Origin of the sequence: Komarekiella delphini-convector SJRDD-AB1 (assembly GCF_014831675.1) — a bacterium.
In the GTDB taxonomy this organism is placed as follows: Bacteria; Cyanobacteriota; Cyanobacteriia; order Cyanobacteriales; family Nostocaceae; genus Komarekiella.
Genome location: NZ_VJXY01000016.1, coordinates 124,094 through 143,766, shown reverse-complemented (window position 1 = coordinate 143,766; position 19,673 = coordinate 124,094). Strand labels below are relative to the sequence as shown.

General features: G+C 40.2%; 13 protein-coding genes and 1 CRISPR repeat array. Of the genes, 8 read left to right on the top strand and 5 right to left on the bottom strand.

What is annotated here, in order from left to right:
• Nucleotides 1-41: 41 nt before the first annotated feature.
• A complete protein-coding gene (locus FNW02_RS16465; RefSeq protein WP_191758589.1) occupies nt 42-1,616 on the bottom strand; it encodes a metallophosphoesterase family protein in 1,575 nt (524 codons plus the stop codon).
• A gap of 124 nt (nt 1,617-1,740) precedes the next feature.
• Nucleotides 1,741-2,712 carry a YegS/Rv2252/BmrU family lipid kinase gene (locus FNW02_RS16460; protein WP_191758588.1) on the bottom strand — a complete coding sequence of 324 codons (972 nt, stop codon included), beginning with the start codon at nt 2,710-2,712 and terminating at the stop codon, nt 1,741-1,743.
• Between the two features lie 342 nt (nt 2,713-3,054).
• On the opposite strand from FNW02_RS16460, the gene FNW02_RS16455 reads away from it, so the two are divergent.
• Both FNW02_RS16455 and FNW02_RS16450 read left to right on the top strand, forming a co-directional pair.
• Complete coding sequence (locus FNW02_RS16455; RefSeq protein WP_191758587.1) at nt 3,055-3,354, top strand: hypothetical protein; 300 nt, start codon at nt 3,055-3,057, stop codon at nt 3,352-3,354.
• 6 nt (nt 3,355-3,360) lie between these two features.
• Nucleotides 3,361-3,741, top strand: coding sequence for a hypothetical protein (locus FNW02_RS16450; RefSeq protein ID WP_191758586.1), 381 nt, complete (start codon nt 3,361-3,363; stop codon nt 3,739-3,741).
• A gap of 179 nt (nt 3,742-3,920) precedes the next feature.
• Here the strand turns inward: FNW02_RS16450 and FNW02_RS16445 are convergent, their stop codons facing one another.
• On the bottom strand, nt 3,921-4,739 hold the full coding sequence (locus FNW02_RS16445) for a protein kinase family protein (protein ID WP_225225694.1): 819 nt from the start codon (nt 4,737-4,739) through the stop codon (nt 3,921-3,923).
• Here FNW02_RS16445 and FNW02_RS38705 point away from each other — a divergent pair.
• From FNW02_RS38705 to FNW02_RS16430, 4 genes are all read left to right on the top strand, one after another.
• The gene (locus tag FNW02_RS38705) at nt 4,731-4,988 is read left to right on the top strand and encodes a hypothetical protein (RefSeq protein WP_225225693.1); all 258 of its coding nucleotides are present in this window, start codon (nt 4,731-4,733) and stop codon (nt 4,986-4,988) included. The genes FNW02_RS16445 and FNW02_RS38705 overlap by 9 nt on opposite strands.
• Before the next feature lie 465 nt (nt 4,989-5,453).
• Nucleotides 5,454-6,425, top strand: a complete 972-nt coding sequence (hemC, locus tag FNW02_RS16440; protein WP_191758584.1) for a hydroxymethylbilane synthase — start codon at nt 5,454-5,456, stop codon at nt 6,423-6,425.
• Nucleotides 6,426-6,556: 131 nt separating this feature from the next.
• Nucleotides 6,557-7,999 carry a glycogen synthase GlgA gene (gene glgA, locus FNW02_RS16435; protein WP_191758583.1) on the top strand — a complete coding sequence of 481 codons (1,443 nt, stop codon included), beginning with the start codon at nt 6,557-6,559 and terminating at the stop codon, nt 7,997-7,999.
• A 505-nt stretch (nt 8,000-8,504) separates the two neighbouring features.
• The gene (locus tag FNW02_RS16430) at nt 8,505-10,277 is read left to right on the top strand and encodes a sensor histidine kinase (RefSeq protein WP_191758582.1); all 1,773 of its coding nucleotides are present in this window, start codon (nt 8,505-8,507) and stop codon (nt 10,275-10,277) included.
• An 84-nt stretch (nt 10,278-10,361) separates the two neighbouring features.
• Here the strand turns inward: FNW02_RS16430 and wecB are convergent, their stop codons facing one another.
• Both wecB and FNW02_RS16420 read right to left on the bottom strand, forming a co-directional pair.
• Nucleotides 10,362-11,474, bottom strand: coding sequence for a non-hydrolyzing UDP-N-acetylglucosamine 2-epimerase (gene wecB, locus FNW02_RS16425; protein ID WP_191758581.1), 1,113 nt, complete (start codon nt 11,472-11,474; stop codon nt 10,362-10,364).
• A 483-nt stretch (nt 11,475-11,957) separates the two neighbouring features.
• Nucleotides 11,958-12,332, bottom strand: a complete 375-nt coding sequence (locus tag FNW02_RS16420) for a hypothetical protein (RefSeq protein WP_191758580.1) — start codon at nt 12,330-12,332, stop codon at nt 11,958-11,960.
• Between the two features lie 726 nt (nt 12,333-13,058).
• Between FNW02_RS16420 and FNW02_RS16415 the strand changes: the two genes are divergently transcribed.
• Entirely contained in the window at nt 13,059-14,369 is a 1,311-nt protein-coding gene (locus FNW02_RS16415) for a type IV pilus twitching motility protein PilT (RefSeq protein ID WP_191758579.1), read from the top strand.
• A gap of 308 nt (nt 14,370-14,677) precedes the next feature.
• A complete protein-coding gene (locus FNW02_RS16410; protein WP_191758578.1) occupies nt 14,678-15,448 on the top strand; it encodes a circadian clock KaiB family protein in 771 nt (256 codons plus the stop codon).
• A 231-nt stretch (nt 15,449-15,679) separates the two neighbouring features.
• Nucleotides 15,680-19,651: direct repeats of the CRISPR family, unit length 37 nt; unit sequence ATTCAAATTAACTAAAATCCCTATTAGGGATTGAAAC.
• Nucleotides 19,652-19,673: the final 22 nt, after the last annotated feature.

Sequence of the window (19,673 nt, the reverse complement as noted above, 5' to 3'; positions counted from 1 at the left end):
TTATCCGCCTTTAAACTTCACAACTTCCAATGCCCTATTCGTTAGATAATTAACGGCTCAAGTTCAGGATGATGCCACTGTCGGTGATACCATTCGGCAACTAAGGGACGGACAATGAACTGGGGGTGATGATCGCCTTTAACATCAATGCGTAGACCTGAGTAAGGTCGGCGTTTCTCGGAACCTTGACCGTTGCGACCGAGAAAGAAATGCGATCGCGCTACTAATCTACTCTCTTGTTTATCTATACCGCCAAAAGTCTCCATCAAATCTGGCCCTTCAGTTCGCTGGCGTCGCAGACTATACCCACTACCTCCACAAACAATCCAGTGGATATGCGAATCAGCATGTCCTGTGTCCATTGTCTTCAGGTATTCTAAGCAGTGCGCGTGACCATTTAATACCAGATCTACTAGGGGATGCCCCTGAGTTAGAGAACCTAATTTTTCAGCTACCGCATCCAACACACTACGTAAGCGGTGACGAATTACTAAAGTCTGTGCCTGTTGCCATTTCGTTGCCTCCGTTACATAGGGAGGATGGTGGAAATAAATTATCCTTCCCCGAACTTCGGCGGTGTTCCAAGATTCAATTAGTTTCTGCTTTAGCCAGTTTAGTTGTTCAGTGTCAGTTAATGTTTGTTGGTCAGAACTAAGTTGTTTGTCGATATCAACGACAATTTCTTCAATTTGTGACAGCTTGCCTTGCATGTCATCTAGTTGATCAGCTTCTTTAGGATCGTCGGGATTTAGCTTTGCTGATTCTTCCAGGATTTGTATTTTTTCCTGCTGTAAATCCTGACGACGTTTTTCTAGAATTCTCCGATTAGCTTCGCCTTCTTTTGTTTTAGGCAGTGGCAATGGATCATTAAATGTATTAGAGTCCAAAGCAAAGAAGTCAATACCGCTATAGCGAAAAGTGTAGTAGCGATTAGGGAGGCGGGTAAAATGCCCAGGTTCATAGCAAAGACAACGACCTGTGTCTGTCTTGGCAGTGTAGTGTTTATTTAAGTGATTATCTAAGTCTCCTGGAAGCTGAAACGCTTTGAGATAGTCCAAAAACGCCTTTGCGTAAGCATCACCTGCGTTTGAGCCATGTAAGCCCACATCAATGTCTAGACGCGATCGCAACAGCTGACGAATAGGTAATGTTGTAAAGGCTGCAAAACTCAAGAGTATCGGCAAATCATAGTAATCATGATTTCCAGGTACAGGCAGAATGGGCAGACTGAAAACCATCCGGTCGTAAGCTACTTGTCTGGGATGCTCTCCACCCAAGATAAACTCTCGGTAAGGCTTGATAAAGTTCTGCTGGTAGTACTCACTCGACCCCACTAGATAAATCACATCACCTGTATGCAGCATAAAACGGCATTCATTGTGATGGGGCAGCATGAGTTCAGCCACCTGCCGCTGGGGATTGTGTCCCTTGTGTGAGCCAGAACCACTATCACCTACAACCAAAAATGAGAACTCAGAATCATCTGCTTGACCATCTTCCAGCACTAGCCGAGTTTGATCGATGCCTCGTTCCACAATCAACGGATCTTGCCACCGCACCCGCTGATTCATCTTGCGAATTTTTTTAGCGATCGCTGGATCAGATACAAATTTCAATGCCACTTACTCCTGAATCTTTCACTAGAGATTAGGCAACAGCCAACAGTCAACAGCCAACAGTCAACAGTCAACAGTTAACAGTCATTAATTATTCTCGTCCCCTGCTTCCCCCCACTCCTCTTCACTCCTCTTCTGGCTCTTTCATCTCAACAGTCAAGTTAGGGAGTCCATTGAGTTTTTCTGTCGGCTCTATTTCTTCTACTAATGGCACAAAAATCTTCAAGCCGGCTGGTACGCATTTAATTTCTATCGGAGTTGTGCCTGCGATTTCACCATCCAAGACAACCTTTTGTGGTGGGTCTGTTGTAATTTTAAATTGCTTGGCTCGCAGGAAGCCAATGTCATCTCGCTCTGCGGCGTTACCTGTAGAGGCTGTTTGAAATAGATGGAATGTCGCGGCTATCGCTCCGGCTTTGCTAGTTGGAGCTACGATCGTCAAATCTAATAACCCATCATCATAAACCAGACCTGCTGGCCCCTGAGCTAAGACTGAAGTTGGCGGTGCGGCATTTGCTACTGTTACTGCCACAGCGCTAGTTTTAATTATCTTGTCTTCAGTTTCAATTTCAACATCAAAGGTTTTTAAGTTTCTTAATTGCTGAATTCCTGCTAGGACGTACGCCATCATTCCAAAGCGATTTTTTGCTTCCCGATCTGCCAGTTCTACAGTTTCAGCCTCAAAGCCAATACCTGCAAGTAGCACCATTGGCTGATCATTGCAATAGGCTACGTCTACACTGCAAGTACCTCCTTGCAAAATTGTTTGACATGCACCTGCGATCGTGTCAGGGATTCCTAAAGCTGTGGCAAAAGCGTTTGCTGTTCCACGGGAAATAATCCCAAATGGAATTTCTGTACCCACTACAGCGGTGGCGGCGGCTGACAGCGTGCCATCTCCCCCGGAAGCAATGATTGCATCTACCCCCCGTTCTACTGCTGCATGGGCCAGTGCGTCAGCGTCGATTTCTTCTGTTGTCAGATAAATATCCAGGTCAATTTCTGGCTCTAATATTTCCCGAATCTGTGCCAGTTCTACTTCTGGATCACCTTGACCCGCAACTGGATTGAAGATAAGGCAGGCGGAACGGTTCATAAAATATGAAAACTAAGCTTAGATTTATAAAATACCAAATTATTCTTAACATTCCTGGCAAACTTCAACTTCCATCTGACGACAGGTTTGCTTTGTTTATCGCCATTGCTTTATCTCAGTTCAGTCATCCGGTACTTTGATTGCAAATCATCCACAGAATGCCAAATTGATCAACCAGCATCCCAAAACGGTAAGCTAGCAATGTGGCGGGGATCAGATTGAGCAAAAGACAACTATCCCAGCCTTGTAATGCAAGCTGATGAATTATCTTGGTTTAGTGAACTGAGTAAGAAATATAAACGTCAGCCACCTACTGATTTTTCAAACCATTGGAGGAATATCATGGTTTGGCAAGAAGTGATTGAAGGCAGCAACGTCTGGGTTTACGAGTATGTTGCAAATGGTTACAAAGCAAATGCGATCGCGCTTTTGCTTAATCAAAATGCTTTGGCGATCGTCAGTCCCCCGATTGGGCTATCGGAAGCAGATTTTGCTGTGATCGACACAATGGGACAAGTGACAGCGCTGATTGCTCCGCACTCAGGACATGATTTGGGTCAGACAAAGTGGCAAACCCGCTATCCCCAGGCAATCCCCTATGCTCCAACCACTGCATTAGCTCAACTCAAGCCAATTGGATAACCTTTCATGCCGTTGTCCAAACTTTCCGCGCCGCATCTGGAATTTCGAGAAGTTCCTAGTACGAAAAAAGGAGGAACCATTGCGATCGCTCGACAAGGTGAACGACCCGTTGTGTATCTCGACGAGTTAGTGATTAATTGGGCATCGTTACCAAACTCCTGGACTAAGCTATTGTTTTGGCTAACGGGGAGCGCGCCCGGACTCAAGGTCAATCGAGTGTACTCAAAAGTGTTTTGCTCGGATATACAGGCTGTAGCTCAGACCGTGCTAGATGCGTTGGAGGATAATCCGGCGATCGTGCCAGCTCATGGAACGCCCTTAGTTCATGTAGGCGATGTAGCACGGGTGCGGGCACTGGTGGAGCCGTTGGCAAAATCGACGACTTGAACAATCAAGAGAATCGAAGGAGCGAGGAAGTTTATGATTAATTTAACTGAGGCGAGCATTGCTCAACATTAGTGGTGGGCGTAGAAAGTGTGATCGCGAATGCTCCACTCACACACAATAGTTAGTTATCCTTAATAACTTAACAACATGATTTTTCAACTTTAAACCTGGAAGGATTTTCAGTCCGCCTCGTCAGAAATAAATCCCGTCTCTTTGAGCAGCAATTGTAGTTTTGCATGATCAAGTTTCGTATCCTTGTTGTTGTTTCCCCACATATTAGAAAAAAAGTCTTGCATCAGCGCAATGATGCTGCGATATTTGACGATGCTGGCAACATAGAAATCATCTAACTTCATGTCTTTTTCAGCATGGATCTGCTTGATGTTGTCGAGTAACATTGATCGCACTTCGTAAGGCTTTAAGCCTTCTTTAATGCCATATTTTTCCATTATTCTGCGTTTATTGTTCTCTGAACATGAATCATACGAAAATTGAACCAAGTGACCAAGATTCCGCAGAACTTCTCCGTAGTCGTAAAAGATGTGCTGCTCAAAGAAAGACTTTTCACCTTTCGTCAAAGTAAAACTCTTATCAAGTACCAACCCAAAATCGGTCAAATATATCAGCTCGCCGTCGGTGAGGATGTTACAAAAATGCGCGTCGAAGTGAATGATTCCCTTCGTCCTCAAAAAGTCAATTGTCGTGCGTAAGTCATTGAGAGGTTTCTGGAGTTTGTTGGGGTTTTTCCGCAGCCATGTTTCCAAAACATCTGGGATGTACTCTAGAAACAGAACCAACTCATAGTTAGCGATCGCTCTATCTAACGCATAATTCCCGGCGTTTGCACTATTGCCCCAGTACTCTACATAACTTTTTAGACGCGACCTATCCACATCCGCACGCCGCCCAGAGAATGGAATAATCCGATAATGGTACATCAGTGGGAAGGTGGCGATCGTCCCCTCCAATACCCAGTTTGTAGTCTTAATATGGGTCACGAGTTCACGGAAGACCCCAAAACCAGTGGAACCGAAACCGTAGTTGCAGTAAGTCGGCAGATTATAGAGGTTTCTGGTGGAGAACAGGTTGTCAAACTCGATGTTTGTAACCGGAACACGTTTCACAAAGACTTGGGATTCCCCAAGGAAGATGGCGTGATTCATCCCCCAACCCGTACTCGACTCATTCAACTCGCTATTGTCAAACAGAGAGCGCAATTGTGCATTATCCAACTGAGCGATTTGTGAACTTAGCTTAAAGTACTTCTTTTTTCTAAGTTCTATAGGGTTATTAGCCATTTTCCCCAATTCGAGCGAGTACCTTGATAGCACCTTCTAAAGTGAAGTTATCGCGCTTACCTTTTTCTAATTGTGAGTTTGAAAAAAGTAGATACGAAGGTGTAAGTATTATTCTTACTATCTATTTTACTTGCTTGAAAAAGACCACAAAACAGCGCACCCAAAAATTACAGGAGGATCTCAAACCAGACCTATAGCTAATGAGTAGAGACGCAAGTCATCGCGTCTACACAAGAGTCAAAATTAGAGACGCGATGAATCGCATCTATGTTGAGTAACAAGAAAGAATGTAAAAGTATGTAAAGAAAAACAAAAATAAACTTTACCATAATTGGGCAAAGGCAATCAGATGAGTCACTCACTACGGTAGTCTAGATGAGAGTGAATTTATCGCCTGGTTTGACATAATTTTTTATGACTTCAGTTGTTGCTAGCCCCACACGCACTATTCGTATTGGTTCACGCAAAAGCCAACTTGCTCTTGTTCAAACATATTGGGTACAAGAGCAACTCCAGAAAAGTTTTCCCGATATCACTTTTGAAGTCCACACAATGTCTACCCAAGGCGACAAAATCTTGGATGTAGCATTAGCCAAAATTGGCGATAAAGGACTATTTACTAAAGAACTTGAACTGGGGATGCTCAACAAAGAGATTGACTTTGCAGTTCATTCTTTAAAGGATCTGCCGACTAACTTACCAGCAGAGTTAACACTAGCAGCAATCACAGAGCGGGAAAACCCAGCAGATGCGCTAGTTGTCCATGAAAAACATAAAGATAAACAAATCGATACTTTACCAGAGGGTGCGGTAATCGGGACATCTTCTCTGCGGCGGTTAGCACAGTTACGCCACCATTTCCCCCACTTTACCTTTAAAGATGTGCGGGGAAACTTAAATACACGGTTGGCAAAACTGGATGCAGGTGAGTACGACGCTTTGATTTTGGCAGCAGCAGGGTTAGAGCGATTGGGAATGGGCGATCGCGTTCATCAAATTATACCCAAAGAAATCTCCCTCCACGCCGTTGGGCAAGGTGCTCTAGGTATAGAATGCCGTGCTGATGATAGTGAATTGCTATCCTTACTCAAAGCGATCGAACATCCCCAAACACGCGATCGCTGTCTCGCTGAACGAGCATTCTTGCGCGATCTGGAAGGCGGTTGTCAAGTACCTATTGGTGTAAATACAGAAATTATTGGTAATAAATTAACCTTAACGGGTATAGTTGCCAGTGTTGATGGTCAAAAGATGGTAAAAGATACCGTCGCTGGAGAAGCCAGTAATGCCGAAGCAGTAGGCACAGAACTAGCGCACCTGTTACGGCAAAAGGGAGCAGAAGAAATTTTGACAGAAATCTTTGCTGTGATTCAGCGGGGTTCCTAGGCTATTGGGTGAGGTGATGTGGTTAGATAAGTAAGTAATTAGTGAACAGTATCAGTAGCCAGTAAACAGTGAAGAACTGATAACTGATAACTGATAACTGTATAGGCATAACCGGGGAAGCAAAAATTACCATGCGGATTCTATTTGTTGCAGCAGAAGCAGCACCCATTGCGAAAGTAGGAGGAATGGGCGATGTTGTTGGGGCATTGCCCAAATTCTTGAGAGAAATGGGGCATGATGTGCGGATATTCTTGCCTTACTACGGCTTCCTGCCAGACAAAATGGAAATTCCCAAAGAACCTGTGTGGCGCGGATCTGCCATGTTCCAGGACTTTGCTGTCTATGAAGCCGTTTTGCCTGGTACTGATGTTCCTTTGTACTTATTTGGACATCCCGTCTTCATGCCCCGCCGCATTTACTCTGGAGAAGATGAAGACTGGCGGTTCACCTTTTTTGCCAATGGTGCAGCTGAATTTGCCTGGAATCATTGGAAACCGGAAATTATCCATTGCCACGATTGGCACACGGGAATGATTCCTGTGTGGATGCATCAAGATCCTGATATCACCACTGTGTTTACCATTCACAACCTGGCTTATCAAGGCCCGTGGCGTTGGTATTTGGAGAAAATTACCTGGTGTCCTTGGTACATGCAAGGGCACAACACAATGGCAGCTGCGGTGCAATATGCCAATAAGGTAAATACAGTTTCTCCAACTTATGCTGAGCAAATTAAAACACCTACTTATGGTGAAACATTAGAAGGTTTGCTGTCTTTTATTAGCGGTAAGTTATCTGGGATTATTAACGGCATAGATACCGAAGTTTATAATCCAGAAAATGACAAATACATTGCCCAAACATTCACTGCTGAGACTCTGGATAAACGCAAAGCGAATAAAATTTCTTTACAAGAAGAAGTGGGGTTAGAAGTTAATTCCAATGCCTTTTTAATTGGGATTGTGACGCGATTAGTCGAACAAAAAGGCATTGATTTAATATTGCAAATCCTTGATCGCTTCATGGCTTATACAGATGCACAGTTTGTGCTGTTGGGAACAGGCGATCGCTACTACGAAAGCCAAATGTGGCAATTAGCATCCCGCTTTCCCGGACGCATGGCAACTTACCTACTGTATAACGATGCCCTGTCTCGCCGGATTTATGCTGGTACTGATGCCTTCTTAATGCCTAGCCGTTTTGAACCCTGCGGTATTAGCCAAATGATGGCTTTGCGTTACGGTTCAGTACCCATTGTTCGGCGTACAGGCGGATTAGTTGACACCGTATCGCACTACGACCCCGTAAATGAAGTAGGCACAGGTTATTGCTTTGACCGCTATGAACCCCTAGACCTCTTTACCTGCATGATCCGGGCTTGGGAAGGCTTCCGTTTCAAACCCCAGTGGCAAGAATTACAAAAACGCGGTATGAGCCAAGACTTTAGTTGGTATCAGTCTGCTAAGCAGTATGTGAAGCTGTATAGATCAATTTACGGCTTGCCAGAAGAAGAGGAGCAAACACCACAACCAGAGTTAGTCTTAAACGAGGCAGTAACTACTAGTAAATCCTAAATTTCTTAAGTAAGTAGGTGTTTTTATAGCTCATGATAGCATTGCTCTAATATGCTAATCATGAGCTTTTTTGTTGGCGCGATCGCTTTTGATTAAAGTAAGTCTAATCAGCCAAATAGCTCTTGCAAAATCTGTTTTCTGAGTATTAGCCAAGAGGCGTGTTGCAAATTTGAAACTAGCTGAATAAGTATGGTATCCAGCATCACTAGTTCTTGTTTTGGAGCCAAATTAAAAAAGACTAATAACTTTAGCAGCATAATTACTGAAATTAACAGCATAATATATTACTTTCAGAATTGTCGTATTACTTAATATTTATATTGCATATCAGTTTCAAGAAGCTTTGGTAAGGCTTTCTCCTCAATTTCCCTAATTCAATCTTGTATAGAATATAACTGTTTTATGCGGAAATAATTTTAAATTAGGGGTTTTGATAATTACGTGTCCTTGCTTAAGCTAGTACTTCGTCATAATCCCTTTAAGACATATTTAGGAGATGTCTATTATGTATGACTTGCAAAAATTTACTTTAAGAGATATGTCAGAATGCGGTTTAGCTCTACGTCATTTAGGCAATAAAGCTAACAGTATGGAGGAGGCTAGCAATTATATTATCCAATATCTTTATGAAAATTTAATTGAGAAGCAATCTGGTAAAAATTCCTGCGTACTTATCCGTTTTTTCAAAACTCACTCTTACGGCGAACTAACATCAGAATTGCAAGAGTGTACACAAGATCTGTTAGGTAATCATCTACCAGATGATAGTCTCAAGTGCTTGACCTTATTAGCAACGGCTGGGGAACAATCAGAATGGAACTCGCGGTATAAATCTGGGGGACACAAAGCAATTCCCCTAGCAAATGAAGAGGCGATCGCCCGCATACCAATGATTTTTCAACTTATCCAACAGCTAGGGTTAAATCTCGGCACTATAGTGCAACCAGACTCCAATTTATTAACTGATTTAGAACAGCGGATGTATAACGTCTTTTATATTCCCGATGCCTTGGGTAGCCCCTACATCCCTTCACAAACATCGTTTGTAATTCCATTTAATATCAAGTCTGTGGTTGGATTTGGAGGATTATTGCCATCAGGAAATATGTTTGTAGTTCTCATGTTTTTGAGAGTAGTAATTCCTCGGATAACTGTCGATTTGTTACGGCCGTTAGCATTAAATGTAAAAATGGCAATCCTACCTTTTGAGGATGAGAAAATTTTTATTGAGCAAAGTCAATTTGTTGTGAGTAATGAAATTTCAACTGCAACAAATAAGGATGATAACTTTCAGTATCTCAACTCAAAAATTGCAACACTCACTCAGCTATTGGATGTTTCTGAGCAATCTACCATCAATCAATCCGATCGCCTTGAACAAACAAACGCCCACCTTCAAAAAACTTTAGATAAACTTCAGACAACTCAAATCCAGCTAGTTCATACTGAAAAAATGTCTAGTTTAGGACAACTAGTTGCTGGTATTGCTCATGAAATTAACAATCCTGTTAATTTTATTCATGGTAATCTCATTTATGCTAAACAATATACAGAAATTTTACTAAATTTAATCCAAAGCTATCAAGATTGTTATCCAAATCCACCAAAGGAGATTCAAGAATTAATCAAAGAAACTGAACTAAGTTTTCTAGCTGAAGACCTAACTAAAATTATCAATTCCATGACAGTGGGAACGAAACGAATTAGCGAGATCGTTAAGTCACTGCGAAATTTTTCTCGTTTAGATGAAGCAGAAGTTAAAAACATCGATATTCACGAAGGTATTGATAGTACTTTAATGATTCTGGAACACTGTATGCAAGCTAGACAAGGATATCCAGAAATTAAAGTTATTAAAGAATATGGTCAATTATCTTTAATAGAATGTTATCCCAGTCAACTCAATCAAGTTTTTATGAATATTATTGCCAATGCCATTGATGCATTACAAAACATTAATGAGTCACGGGTTATAGGTAGTATAGAAGAAAAATATAACTATCCATTACCGAAAATCCATATTTGCACAAAGGCACTTGATAACAAATGGATAGCAATAAGCATTGCCGATAATGGTTGTGGAATCAATGAGGAAGCGCGTTCTAGGTTATTTGACCCCTTCTTTACTACTAAACCTATAGGTAAAGGCACTGGAATAGGTTTATCAATTAGCCATCAGATTATAGTCGAAAAACATGGCGGAAAAATTAGCTGTATTTCTATTCCAGGGCAAGGGGCAGAGTTTCTGGTTGAGATTCCTGTCAAGATTAAAAACTAGCTTTTACCTCTGATTAGCTTTACACGATCGCCTAACTCAAATGACAGATAATTATTACCTAAAATAATATTTTCTAGTCAAGCTTTAATAAGTTAAGTAATTTTGCACAATTTCCAAAATGTACTCCGCTGCATGACCATCACCAAAGGGATTAATTGCATTTGCCATTGCTTCATAAGCCGCTGGGTTACTGAGTAACTCACTAGTAAGAGCAAAAATTTTCTCACTCGTAGTTCCTATAAGTTTAGCTGTACCTGCTACAACTGCCTCTGGTCTTTCTGTGGTGTCTCTGAGAACTAATACTGGTTTTCCCAGACTGGGTGCTTCTTCCTGCAATCCACCAGAGTCAGTGAGCAAAAGATGCGATCGCCCAATCGCCCCTACTAGTTCTCCATAGTCTAAAGGTTCTGTCAAGAAAATCCGGGGATGATTTCCTAAAAGCGCCTGCAAAGGTTCACGCACTGTCGGGTTACGATGCAATGGTAAAAGCAATGCTGTATCGGGAAACTTATCTAAAATCTGTAAAAACCCTTGAGCGATCGCTTGTAATGGTTCTCCCCAATTCTCTCGACGATGTACTGTTGCTAGCAAAACACGATAGGAGTCCCAGTTTAAGCCTGGTATATTGCAGGCTGGTTGGGTTGCAGCCACATTTAACAGCGCATCAATCACCGTGTTACCTGTTAGGTGAATTTCACCCAAAACACCAGAACGTTGCAAGTTTTCCACAGCCAAAGAAGTTGGTGCAAAGTGCAACTGAGTGAGTTGAGAAATTAACCGCCGATTAGCTTCTTCTGGGTAAGGATTAAAAATATTATCAGTTCTTAACCCTGCTTCTACGTGACCTACAGGGATTTTTTGATAAAAAGCTGCTAAAGTTGCGGCAAAAGCAGTAGTCGTATCTCCCTGCACCAGCACCAGATCTGGCTTTTTTTCCTGAAATAATACTTCTAAACCTCGCAAGCTACGGCAGGTAATATCACTTAAGGATTGCTGAGCCTGCATGATCTCCAAATCATGATCTGCCTTTATATTGAACAATTGCATGACTTGCTCAACCATCTCTCGATGCTGTCCAGTTAAAATTACTTGCAACTCAAAGTCTGTGGACTTTTGAAAGACTTGAATCACTGGAGCTAGTTTAATTGCTTCTGGACGAGTACCCAAGATAATGCAAACTCGTTTTTGGTTAGTCATTAGTCATTAGTAATTAGTTATTTTAACTATTAGTCAAGAGCCAATATAGCAGTTCTGGTTTGGATGCAACACGTGTTTAGATCACAACATTTTCCAATTTGTAATGAGTTACGCCCTGCTTTTCTAAAAGACGCTGTGTGTAACTTGCTTCCTTGTAGAGGTACACTAACGTAATTTGTAATTAAAAAACTCAGATTTACAGCGCTTTTCAAATGATTAAACAATAAATTGTAAGCTGGGCATTGTTCACAAAAGGCTAATATAGACATTTAAGATATTAATGATAATGCCTACCCTACAGAAAACCTTGAAAATCGGGCATGGAGCATTGGTTTTTAACAAACGAAAAGTTCTGCGGGAGGGTTTCCCTCCGCAAGAAACTTTTAAAGAGAGGACAAATGATAAATGACAAATAACAAATAAGCATGAAAAAACCCGGCTTAACCGGGCAGATGCACTGTTTATCGAATTTAGCAGTGATAACTACATTTTGATATCACAAGTTAAAGGACAAGCGGCATAAACAGTAGTCTGCATTTGGTCTGCCTCTCCATGAAGCCAGCTTAACCATTTGATTTCGCTAGGATGAACACCCTTAAGAGTTAGCACACCCGCAGCAAAGACAACCGCCATGACATTAAACATTATTAAACCACCTGCTACGAGCAAAACAGCACTAACAGGCATCACAGATTGTAGAACAATCGACAACAGACATCCGACCGTAGCCATCAACACAACTAAGGGGAAACCGACAACCAACAAGCATACTGCCAACGTGAAAGTCCAGATCAAAAAGCTTTTGACCTTTAATAAGGAGTAGGTCTTTCCTAGATTAGAGCTTTGAGCCGAAACCATGACTTTTCCTCCCAAAAATACACAGCAAATGTAATTTCAGTAAAATCTCGCTTTTTACGAGCAAACTGAACTTCTTCAAGTGAAATTTAGTATATAAAAACCAATAGAGAAAATGAGCATTTATTTACTAAAGTTTACAGTTAATCTTTCGTAATTATGAATGTAAACTCAAGTCCACATATATTTAAGAAGCTAGTTTTAAGCATCTGTCTTGAGGAATAGAAGCTAAAATACATCAGCTTTCAATGCTTATCTTCAGGACTTTACTTCTGTCCAACTTAACATTTCTTATAACTAAGAGGAAGACTTCTCATAATTCACAGATAGGCTAAAGAAATTATCTGCTGCTGACTGTGCTGTTAATTGCTAGCAATTTTTGGTTTTTGTCTGAGGTAAATTTCTCATCTAACAAGTTGAAGTGTTAACAACAAAATATTAAGTACTAAAATATACTAATTACTAAAGTATAATAACTGAGGCTTTTTAAGGTCTTATGTATGTTAAACAAGGTTATATAAGTGAAATATTTTCTATAAGACTACTAGATAGTGGCAGTTAAATAAAAAAAGATACTAGTGGAGGGTAATGAAATAGACTGACCGTGGCTTTAGAATTCCAATTACTTTTTACCGCCCATAGAGCGTCCACACAAGCATTCTCCAGAAGTCATCAACAAAAGTGACTGCTTTGTAACTCAACTTTACTATCAGCCAAATTTTAAGATATATGACAGAATCACAGCATCCACTAAATTCCAATGCTGCTAGCCGTAATTTGCCGCCAGTACCGCCACCACCACCAACGTTTAGTACACAGCGCCAGTTTACACAAACATTAGACATGTCAATGGATAGGAGCACCAACGCTCCTGTTATTAACTCTGCACCACCGCCACCGCCAGCTTCCACATCGGTTGCAGCTCATCGTCCGGGTAGTCCACCACCAATGTCTACATCTCGTCCCAAAAACAGCAGTCCGGGACTTACTTTAGCACAGCTAATCAGGGAAGCTTACGATCAAGGATATTCTGACCTTCACCTGGGTGTAGGTGAAGTACCCCGCTTTCGCAACCGAGGAGAAATTCAACCAACGGATTATCCAGAAACGGATAAAGAGACTTTGATGAATTGGTTGCGCGAGGTGATGACCGAGGCAGAAATTCAGCGCTTTGAAGAACATCTAGAATTTGACGGAGCGACTCAATACGATTTTGCTCGCGTGCGGATCAATGTTTTTGGCTCTCTTAAAGGGCCAGCAATGGTATTACGGTTGATTCCGCTAAAAATCTTGACTATGGAACAGTTGCGCTTACCGCCAGTTTTTCGAGATATTTGCCATCACCATAAAGGTTTAATTTTGGTCACTGGGCCGACTGGTTCTGGTAAGTCTACAACAATGGCGGCGATGATTGACTACATCAATAAAGAGATGGCTAAGCATATCATCACCATTGAAGATCCAATAGAATTTGTCCACCAAAGCCGCAAGTCCTTAGTTAAACAGCGGGAAGTGGGAATGCACACCCGGAAATTTGACAACGCTTTGAAAGCGGCTTTGCGGGAAGATCCAGATTTGATTCTAGTGGGAGAAATGCGGGATAAAGAAACTGTCAACACTGCTCTAAAAGCGGCTCAAACTGGTCACTTGGTAATGGGAACACTGCACACGAATAGCGCTGTAAAAACCATTGAACGGATTTTGAATCTTTACTCTGGTGAAGAACAGGATGCAATGCGGGTAGCTATTTCCGAGTCTTTAGTAGCAGTGATTGCTCAGGGTTTGTGCCGTACAACTGATGGTAAGCGGGCTGCTTTCCACGATGTCTTAATTAACACTGAGGCAATCAAGGAATGGATCAAAGACGGTAAGTATGATGAAATTACCGAGTTGATGAAGCAAGCTAGTTTTGACGGCATGATTACGATGAATCAATCGCTGCTCAACCTCTATCAAGATGGGCGCATAACTGAAGAAACTGCTTTGGAAATGTCACCAACTCCTAACGAAATGGCGCAATTTCTCCGAGGTCGAGTTTAACGGATTGGGGACTGGGGGCTGGGGACTGGGGTCTGGGATCTGGGAACTGGGGACTGGGGGCTTGGGACTTTTAAGAAAAACCAGTCTTAATCCACCCATACTCAATTTTTTTCTGCTGGGAACTGGGGACTGGGGGCTTGGGACTTTTAAGAGGGGGAAAAAGTTAAAAAGTAAAGGGTAGGGGAATAATTTTTCCCTTTGCCCCATACCCAATGCCCAAATATTTTATGTTCCTGGTTGCGGTTATAGCTAAGGTAAAAGATAAAAGACAGAATTTTTTACTTTTTACTTTTAGTTCCTTAGCCTCCGTGAATAACTTGACGACAAACAATCTATCTAAACCCCAGTTGTTCAAGGGCATTGCGCTATTTACTCCTGGAGGAGATTTGATTTACTGTATCGACCCTAGCAAGCAAGGTCGATGGCATTTACATTTGTGTAATGCTTTGCAGGAAATCTTAGACTTACCAGAGCCGCCACATTTTTTAGTGCCTTGCTATACTGCAACCATTGACCACTGGTTAGATCCTCGTACCCAACGAGTGCGAACTTTTGCTGAAGCTTATCCGGCAGTAATCAGGCATCAATCCTTGCTTAACGCCATTTTTGGCACAAAAGAGCTAGTATGGCAAGCCGCTCCCTGGCAAGATGGGTTGTGCGATCGCATGGTGTTAACTACTTATCGTTCCTCATTCCCGCAACTTTGGGAAGACCATGATTTAATTGTGCGCTTAGACCTTTCCGAACCAGTACCAAAATATCATCAACCAGTAATAACCGCCCCAAAAGAGCAAGTAACAACACAAGGCTATGTCCTGCGCCTGTTTGTTGCAGGGCATAGTGGAACTACCGAACGCATCCTTCAAAATCTGCACGAACTGTTAGAGCGATCGCTCGGACACCCTTATACTTTGAAAGTCATTGATGTTTTAACTAATCCAGAACAAGCGGAAATCAATCAGGTTTCTGCAACTCCTACCCTTGTTAAAGTTTGGCCTCACCCGATTCGGCGAATTGTTGGCGATTTGGATCATGTGGAGAAAATTTTACAGATGTTAGCCACCAAAGAAAAGCTTTAAATTTGATTAAGACTATTAATTTGTCAGATGCGACAATTAAGTTGGTCATGGTTTGGGGTGTGAGGTGTGTGTAGTTTACCACCATAGGCATTGCCCCAAAGTCAGCTAAGCTCATTAATGATATGCTTTGCAGTCAGACTGGTTTTTGCCGAGTGCGCGGATGGGTAGGTGTTGGAGAAGAGGCGACAAAAAAATGGCTGAATTCCCTTGTGTGTAATAAATTGATGGCGAATTCAAATTAACTAAAATCCCTATTAGGGATTGAAACAGAGGGACAAATATTAGCCGACGCACCAGTGAAATATTCAAATTAACTAAAATCCCTATTAGGGATTGAAACTTATCTTCACTGCGTAAATCTTTGATTTCAATTGAATTCAAATTAACTAAAATCCCTATTAGGGATTGAAACTCACAAATAAAACCTTAAAGGAAATAAATAACTTATTCAAATTAACTAAAATCCCTATTAGGGATTGAAACAGCAAAAATGGTGCAATTGGAATTAGTGAAATCACATTCAAATTAACTAAAATCCCTATTAGGGATTGAAACAGGCGAGTACTTTTGATTCATGGCAAACAAAGCCACCACACATTCAAATTAACTAAAATCCCTATTAGGGATTGAAACGGAAACAAAATATATTCTGTTGTGCAAACTTACAATTCAAATTAACTAAAATCCCTATTAGGGATTGAAACTTCCTCCAAGCAAACTTCGCTTAGGGTTTCCCGACAGCCAGATTCAAATTAACTAAAATCCCTATTAGGGATTGAAACAAAGATTTACGAATGCTAGATTATGCTTCTGTAAAAGGCGAAAAATTCAAATTAACTAAAATCCCTATTAGGGATTGAAACAGCTGCATTTAAGTTCATTGAATTAAAAGTGTTAGCATTCAAATTAACTAAAATCCCTATTAGGGATTGAAACCCTCAAATACAGACACTACGTGATTTTTTAAAAGAATTCAAATTAACTAAAATCCCTATTAGGGATTGAAACTGAGATTACTGTCTCGCTGAACTTTAGACCATTCAAATTCAAATTAACTAAAATCCCTATTAGGGATTGAAACAACGCAACTAGTACTGAAATTGTTACAGCTACTATATTCAAATTAACTAAAATCCCTATTAGGGATTGAAACCTGATTTTGCTCTCAGCAATAGCAGCCAATATAAAATCGGATTCAAATTAACTAAAATCCCTATTAGGGATTGAAACTACACTAGGATTACACTCGATAAAAAAACAAAAATATTCAAATTAACTAAAATCCCTATTAGGGATTGAAACCACCATTAACTAACGCAATTGCAATATTGTTTCTATTCAAATTAACTAAAATCCCTATTAGGGATTGAAACCTACTGCCTGCAATTTGTGTCCATTTAAAAACCGTACTAATTCAAATTAACTAAAATCCCTATTAGGGATTGAAACAACGCTAACACGCGGCTATTAACTATATCCAGAGGATTCAAATTAACTAAAATCCCTATTAGGGATTGAAACAAAAAAATTGGCAACGATGCATTGTATGAAGCAAATTCAAATTAACTAAAATCCCTATTAGGGATTGAAACAAAATTCGGGTTTTGGTTGTGGATGCTAGTATAGATTCAAATTAACTAAAATCCCTATTAGGGATTGAAACAAGCCTGGTAGTGGTGAGATTATTGTGCGACTCAAATTCAAATTAACTAAAATCCCTATTAGGGATTGAAACCGAATCCCTCCCTCTCCGTAGAATATGTGAGCAGATTCAAATTAACTAAAATCCCTATTAGGGATTGAAACATGCTATACGCAAAAGGCATTGATTCCCTAGCATAATTCAAATTAACTAAAATCCCTATTAGGGATTGAAACAGCAACAGAAAATGTTGTTGACAGCAAACACTTACTAATTCAAATTAACTAAAATCCCTATTAGGGATTGAAACGCAATCGCTATCTTCTTACACACAAAAAAAGGGATAATTCAAATTAACTAAAATCCCTATTAGGGATTGAAACAACAAAAATGACAGCACAAGAAACAGGTATACACTAGGAATTCAAATTAACTAAAATCCCTATTAGGGATTGAAACGTAGCAAGTGTCAGCAATCCTATAGCTTTGTCAATATAAGATTCAAATTAACTAAAATCCCTATTAGGGATTGAAACAAATGCACTACCACGCTCGCTTCCACAAGCAGCAGATTCAAATTAACTAAAATCCCTATTAGGGATTGAAACCAGAGCACAACGGCGGAATTTTTTGAGTCTCTTGAATTCAAATTAACTAAAATCCCTATTAGGGATTGAAACTTGGAGGTGACTGCTCCAGGGCAACAGTCTACAAGATTCAAATTAACTAAAATCCCTATTAGGGATTGAAACAGCTACGTATTTATTACAACAATACTACTGAAGCTTTCAAATTCAAATTAACTAAAATCCCTATTAGGGATTGAAACTTAGGGTATCCAGGAGGACAGTATCAGCAAGGAAGATTCAAATTAACTAAAATCCCTATTAGGGATTGAAACGGTATTATTTAGGATTAGTACCTAGGTTTTCTAATCAAATTCAAATTAACTAAAATCCCTATTAGGGATTGAAACTGAAACTCATACTACAGCCAATGGCGAGTCAATGCTTATATTCAAATTAACTAAAATCCCTATTAGGGATTGAAACAACAGTGACGTAAGAACCTCTAATGTAGGTGTTGCATTCAAATTAACTAAAATCCCTATTAGGGATTGAAACTATTCTTTATATTTGTGATCCTCACTATGATATCGGATTCAAATTAACTAAAATCCCTATTAGGGATTGAAACGTTAACGGTGTAGTTGATGTGAGGTTTTGATATATTCAAATTAACTAAAATCCCTATTAGGGATTGAAACACAGCTGTAGCGGGGGTGCATGGATGGCTAACAAGGATTCAAATTAACTAAAATCCCTATTAGGGATTGAAACGTTTGGCTTTTTCACTGAAAGTTACCAAAATTGAAATTCAAATTAACTAAAATCCCTATTAGGGATTGAAACGGATATACCTGGGAGCCTGAATCAGAGGACGAGCATTCAAATTAACTAAAATCCCTATTAGGGATTGAAACCAGTTAATTTTAAGTGTTTGGAATGTGGTGAAGATTCAAATTAACTAAAATCCCTATTAGGGATTGAAACTTGAAATATATTCCTAACACATTTTTAGTAGAAAATTCAAATTAACTAAAATCCCTATTAGGGATTGAAACAATTCCCTCAAAAATCAGGTAAGTACTCTAGGAAATTCAAATTAACTAAAATCCCTATTAGGGATTGAAACTTGAATATAAGATGAAGAAAAAATTTGCATAAATTTAATTCAAATTAACTAAAATCCCTATTAGGGATTGAAACAACGGCATGATTGAAGCTGGTAGCAGTAAGCAAGCAATTCAAATTAACTAAAATCCCTATTAGGGATTGAAACGCGAAAATGCAACAGCTAGCCGTTATCGTTTTGATTCAAATTAACTAAAATCCCTATTAGGGATTGAAACACGACCAACGACATGACGAGCCCTCACGAACCTTTATTCAAATTAACTAAAATCCCTATTAGGGATTGAAACATTATCGAATCCTTTTACACTCACCTCGCCACATTCAAATTAACTAAAATCCCTATTAGGGATTGAAACGTTGCTACAGACTTTGTTGATGATTGAATACCAGAATTCAAATTAACTAAAATCCCTATTAGGGATTGAAACCTTGTACCTGTTCTTCCACAACTGCCAACAGCACTACACGAATTCAAATTAACTAAAATCCCTATTAGGGATTGAAACATGAGTGCCATAAACGACCAGTGGAAGACTTGGGAATTCAAATTAACTAAAATCCCTATTAGGGATTGAAACGCCAGTGAAGCCGAGAACCTCAGTGACGATCGCGCATTCAAATTAACTAAAATCCCTATTAGGGATTGAAACAACTCTCTCAAACAATTACTTCGCGACTCTCAAAAATTCAAATTAACTAAAATCCCTATTAGGGATTGAAACTGGAGACTCATTAACGATTCGTTTTCTGTGTGGAATTCAAATTAACTAAAATCCCTATTAGGGATTGAAACTGCGATAAGTGATAATCCAAGCAGCGCGGAGAAGATTCAAATTAACTAAAATCCCTATTAGGGATTGAAACACAAGTGCAACTTTTGAGCCAA

Coding starts and splice junctions, on each gene's coding strand:
- FNW02_RS16420 (WP_191758580.1), bottom strand. CDS start 12,332: ATGGTTTCGGCTCAAAGCTCTAATCTAGGAAAGACCTACTCCTTATTA.
- glgA (WP_191758583.1), top strand. CDS start 6,557: ATGCGGATTCTATTTGTTGCAGCAGAAGCAGCACCCATTGCGAAAGTA.
- FNW02_RS38705 (WP_225225693.1), top strand. CDS start 4,731: ATGGGTCACGAGTTCACGGAAGACCCCAAAACCAGTGGAACCGAAACC.
- FNW02_RS16450 (WP_191758586.1), top strand. CDS start 3,361: ATGCCGTTGTCCAAACTTTCCGCGCCGCATCTGGAATTTCGAGAAGTT.
- FNW02_RS16430 (WP_191758582.1), top strand. CDS start 8,505: ATGTATGACTTGCAAAAATTTACTTTAAGAGATATGTCAGAATGCGGT.
- FNW02_RS16460 (WP_191758588.1), bottom strand. CDS start 2,712: ATGAACCGTTCCGCCTGCCTTATCTTCAATCCAGTTGCGGGTCAAGGT.
- wecB (WP_191758581.1), bottom strand. CDS start 11,474: ATGACTAACCAAAAACGAGTTTGCATTATCTTGGGTACTCGTCCAGAA.
- hemC (WP_191758584.1), top strand. CDS start 5,454: ATGACTTCAGTTGTTGCTAGCCCCACACGCACTATTCGTATTGGTTCA.
- FNW02_RS16415 (WP_191758579.1), top strand. CDS start 13,059: ATGACAGAATCACAGCATCCACTAAATTCCAATGCTGCTAGCCGTAAT.
- FNW02_RS16455 (WP_191758587.1), top strand. CDS start 3,055: ATGGTTTGGCAAGAAGTGATTGAAGGCAGCAACGTCTGGGTTTACGAG.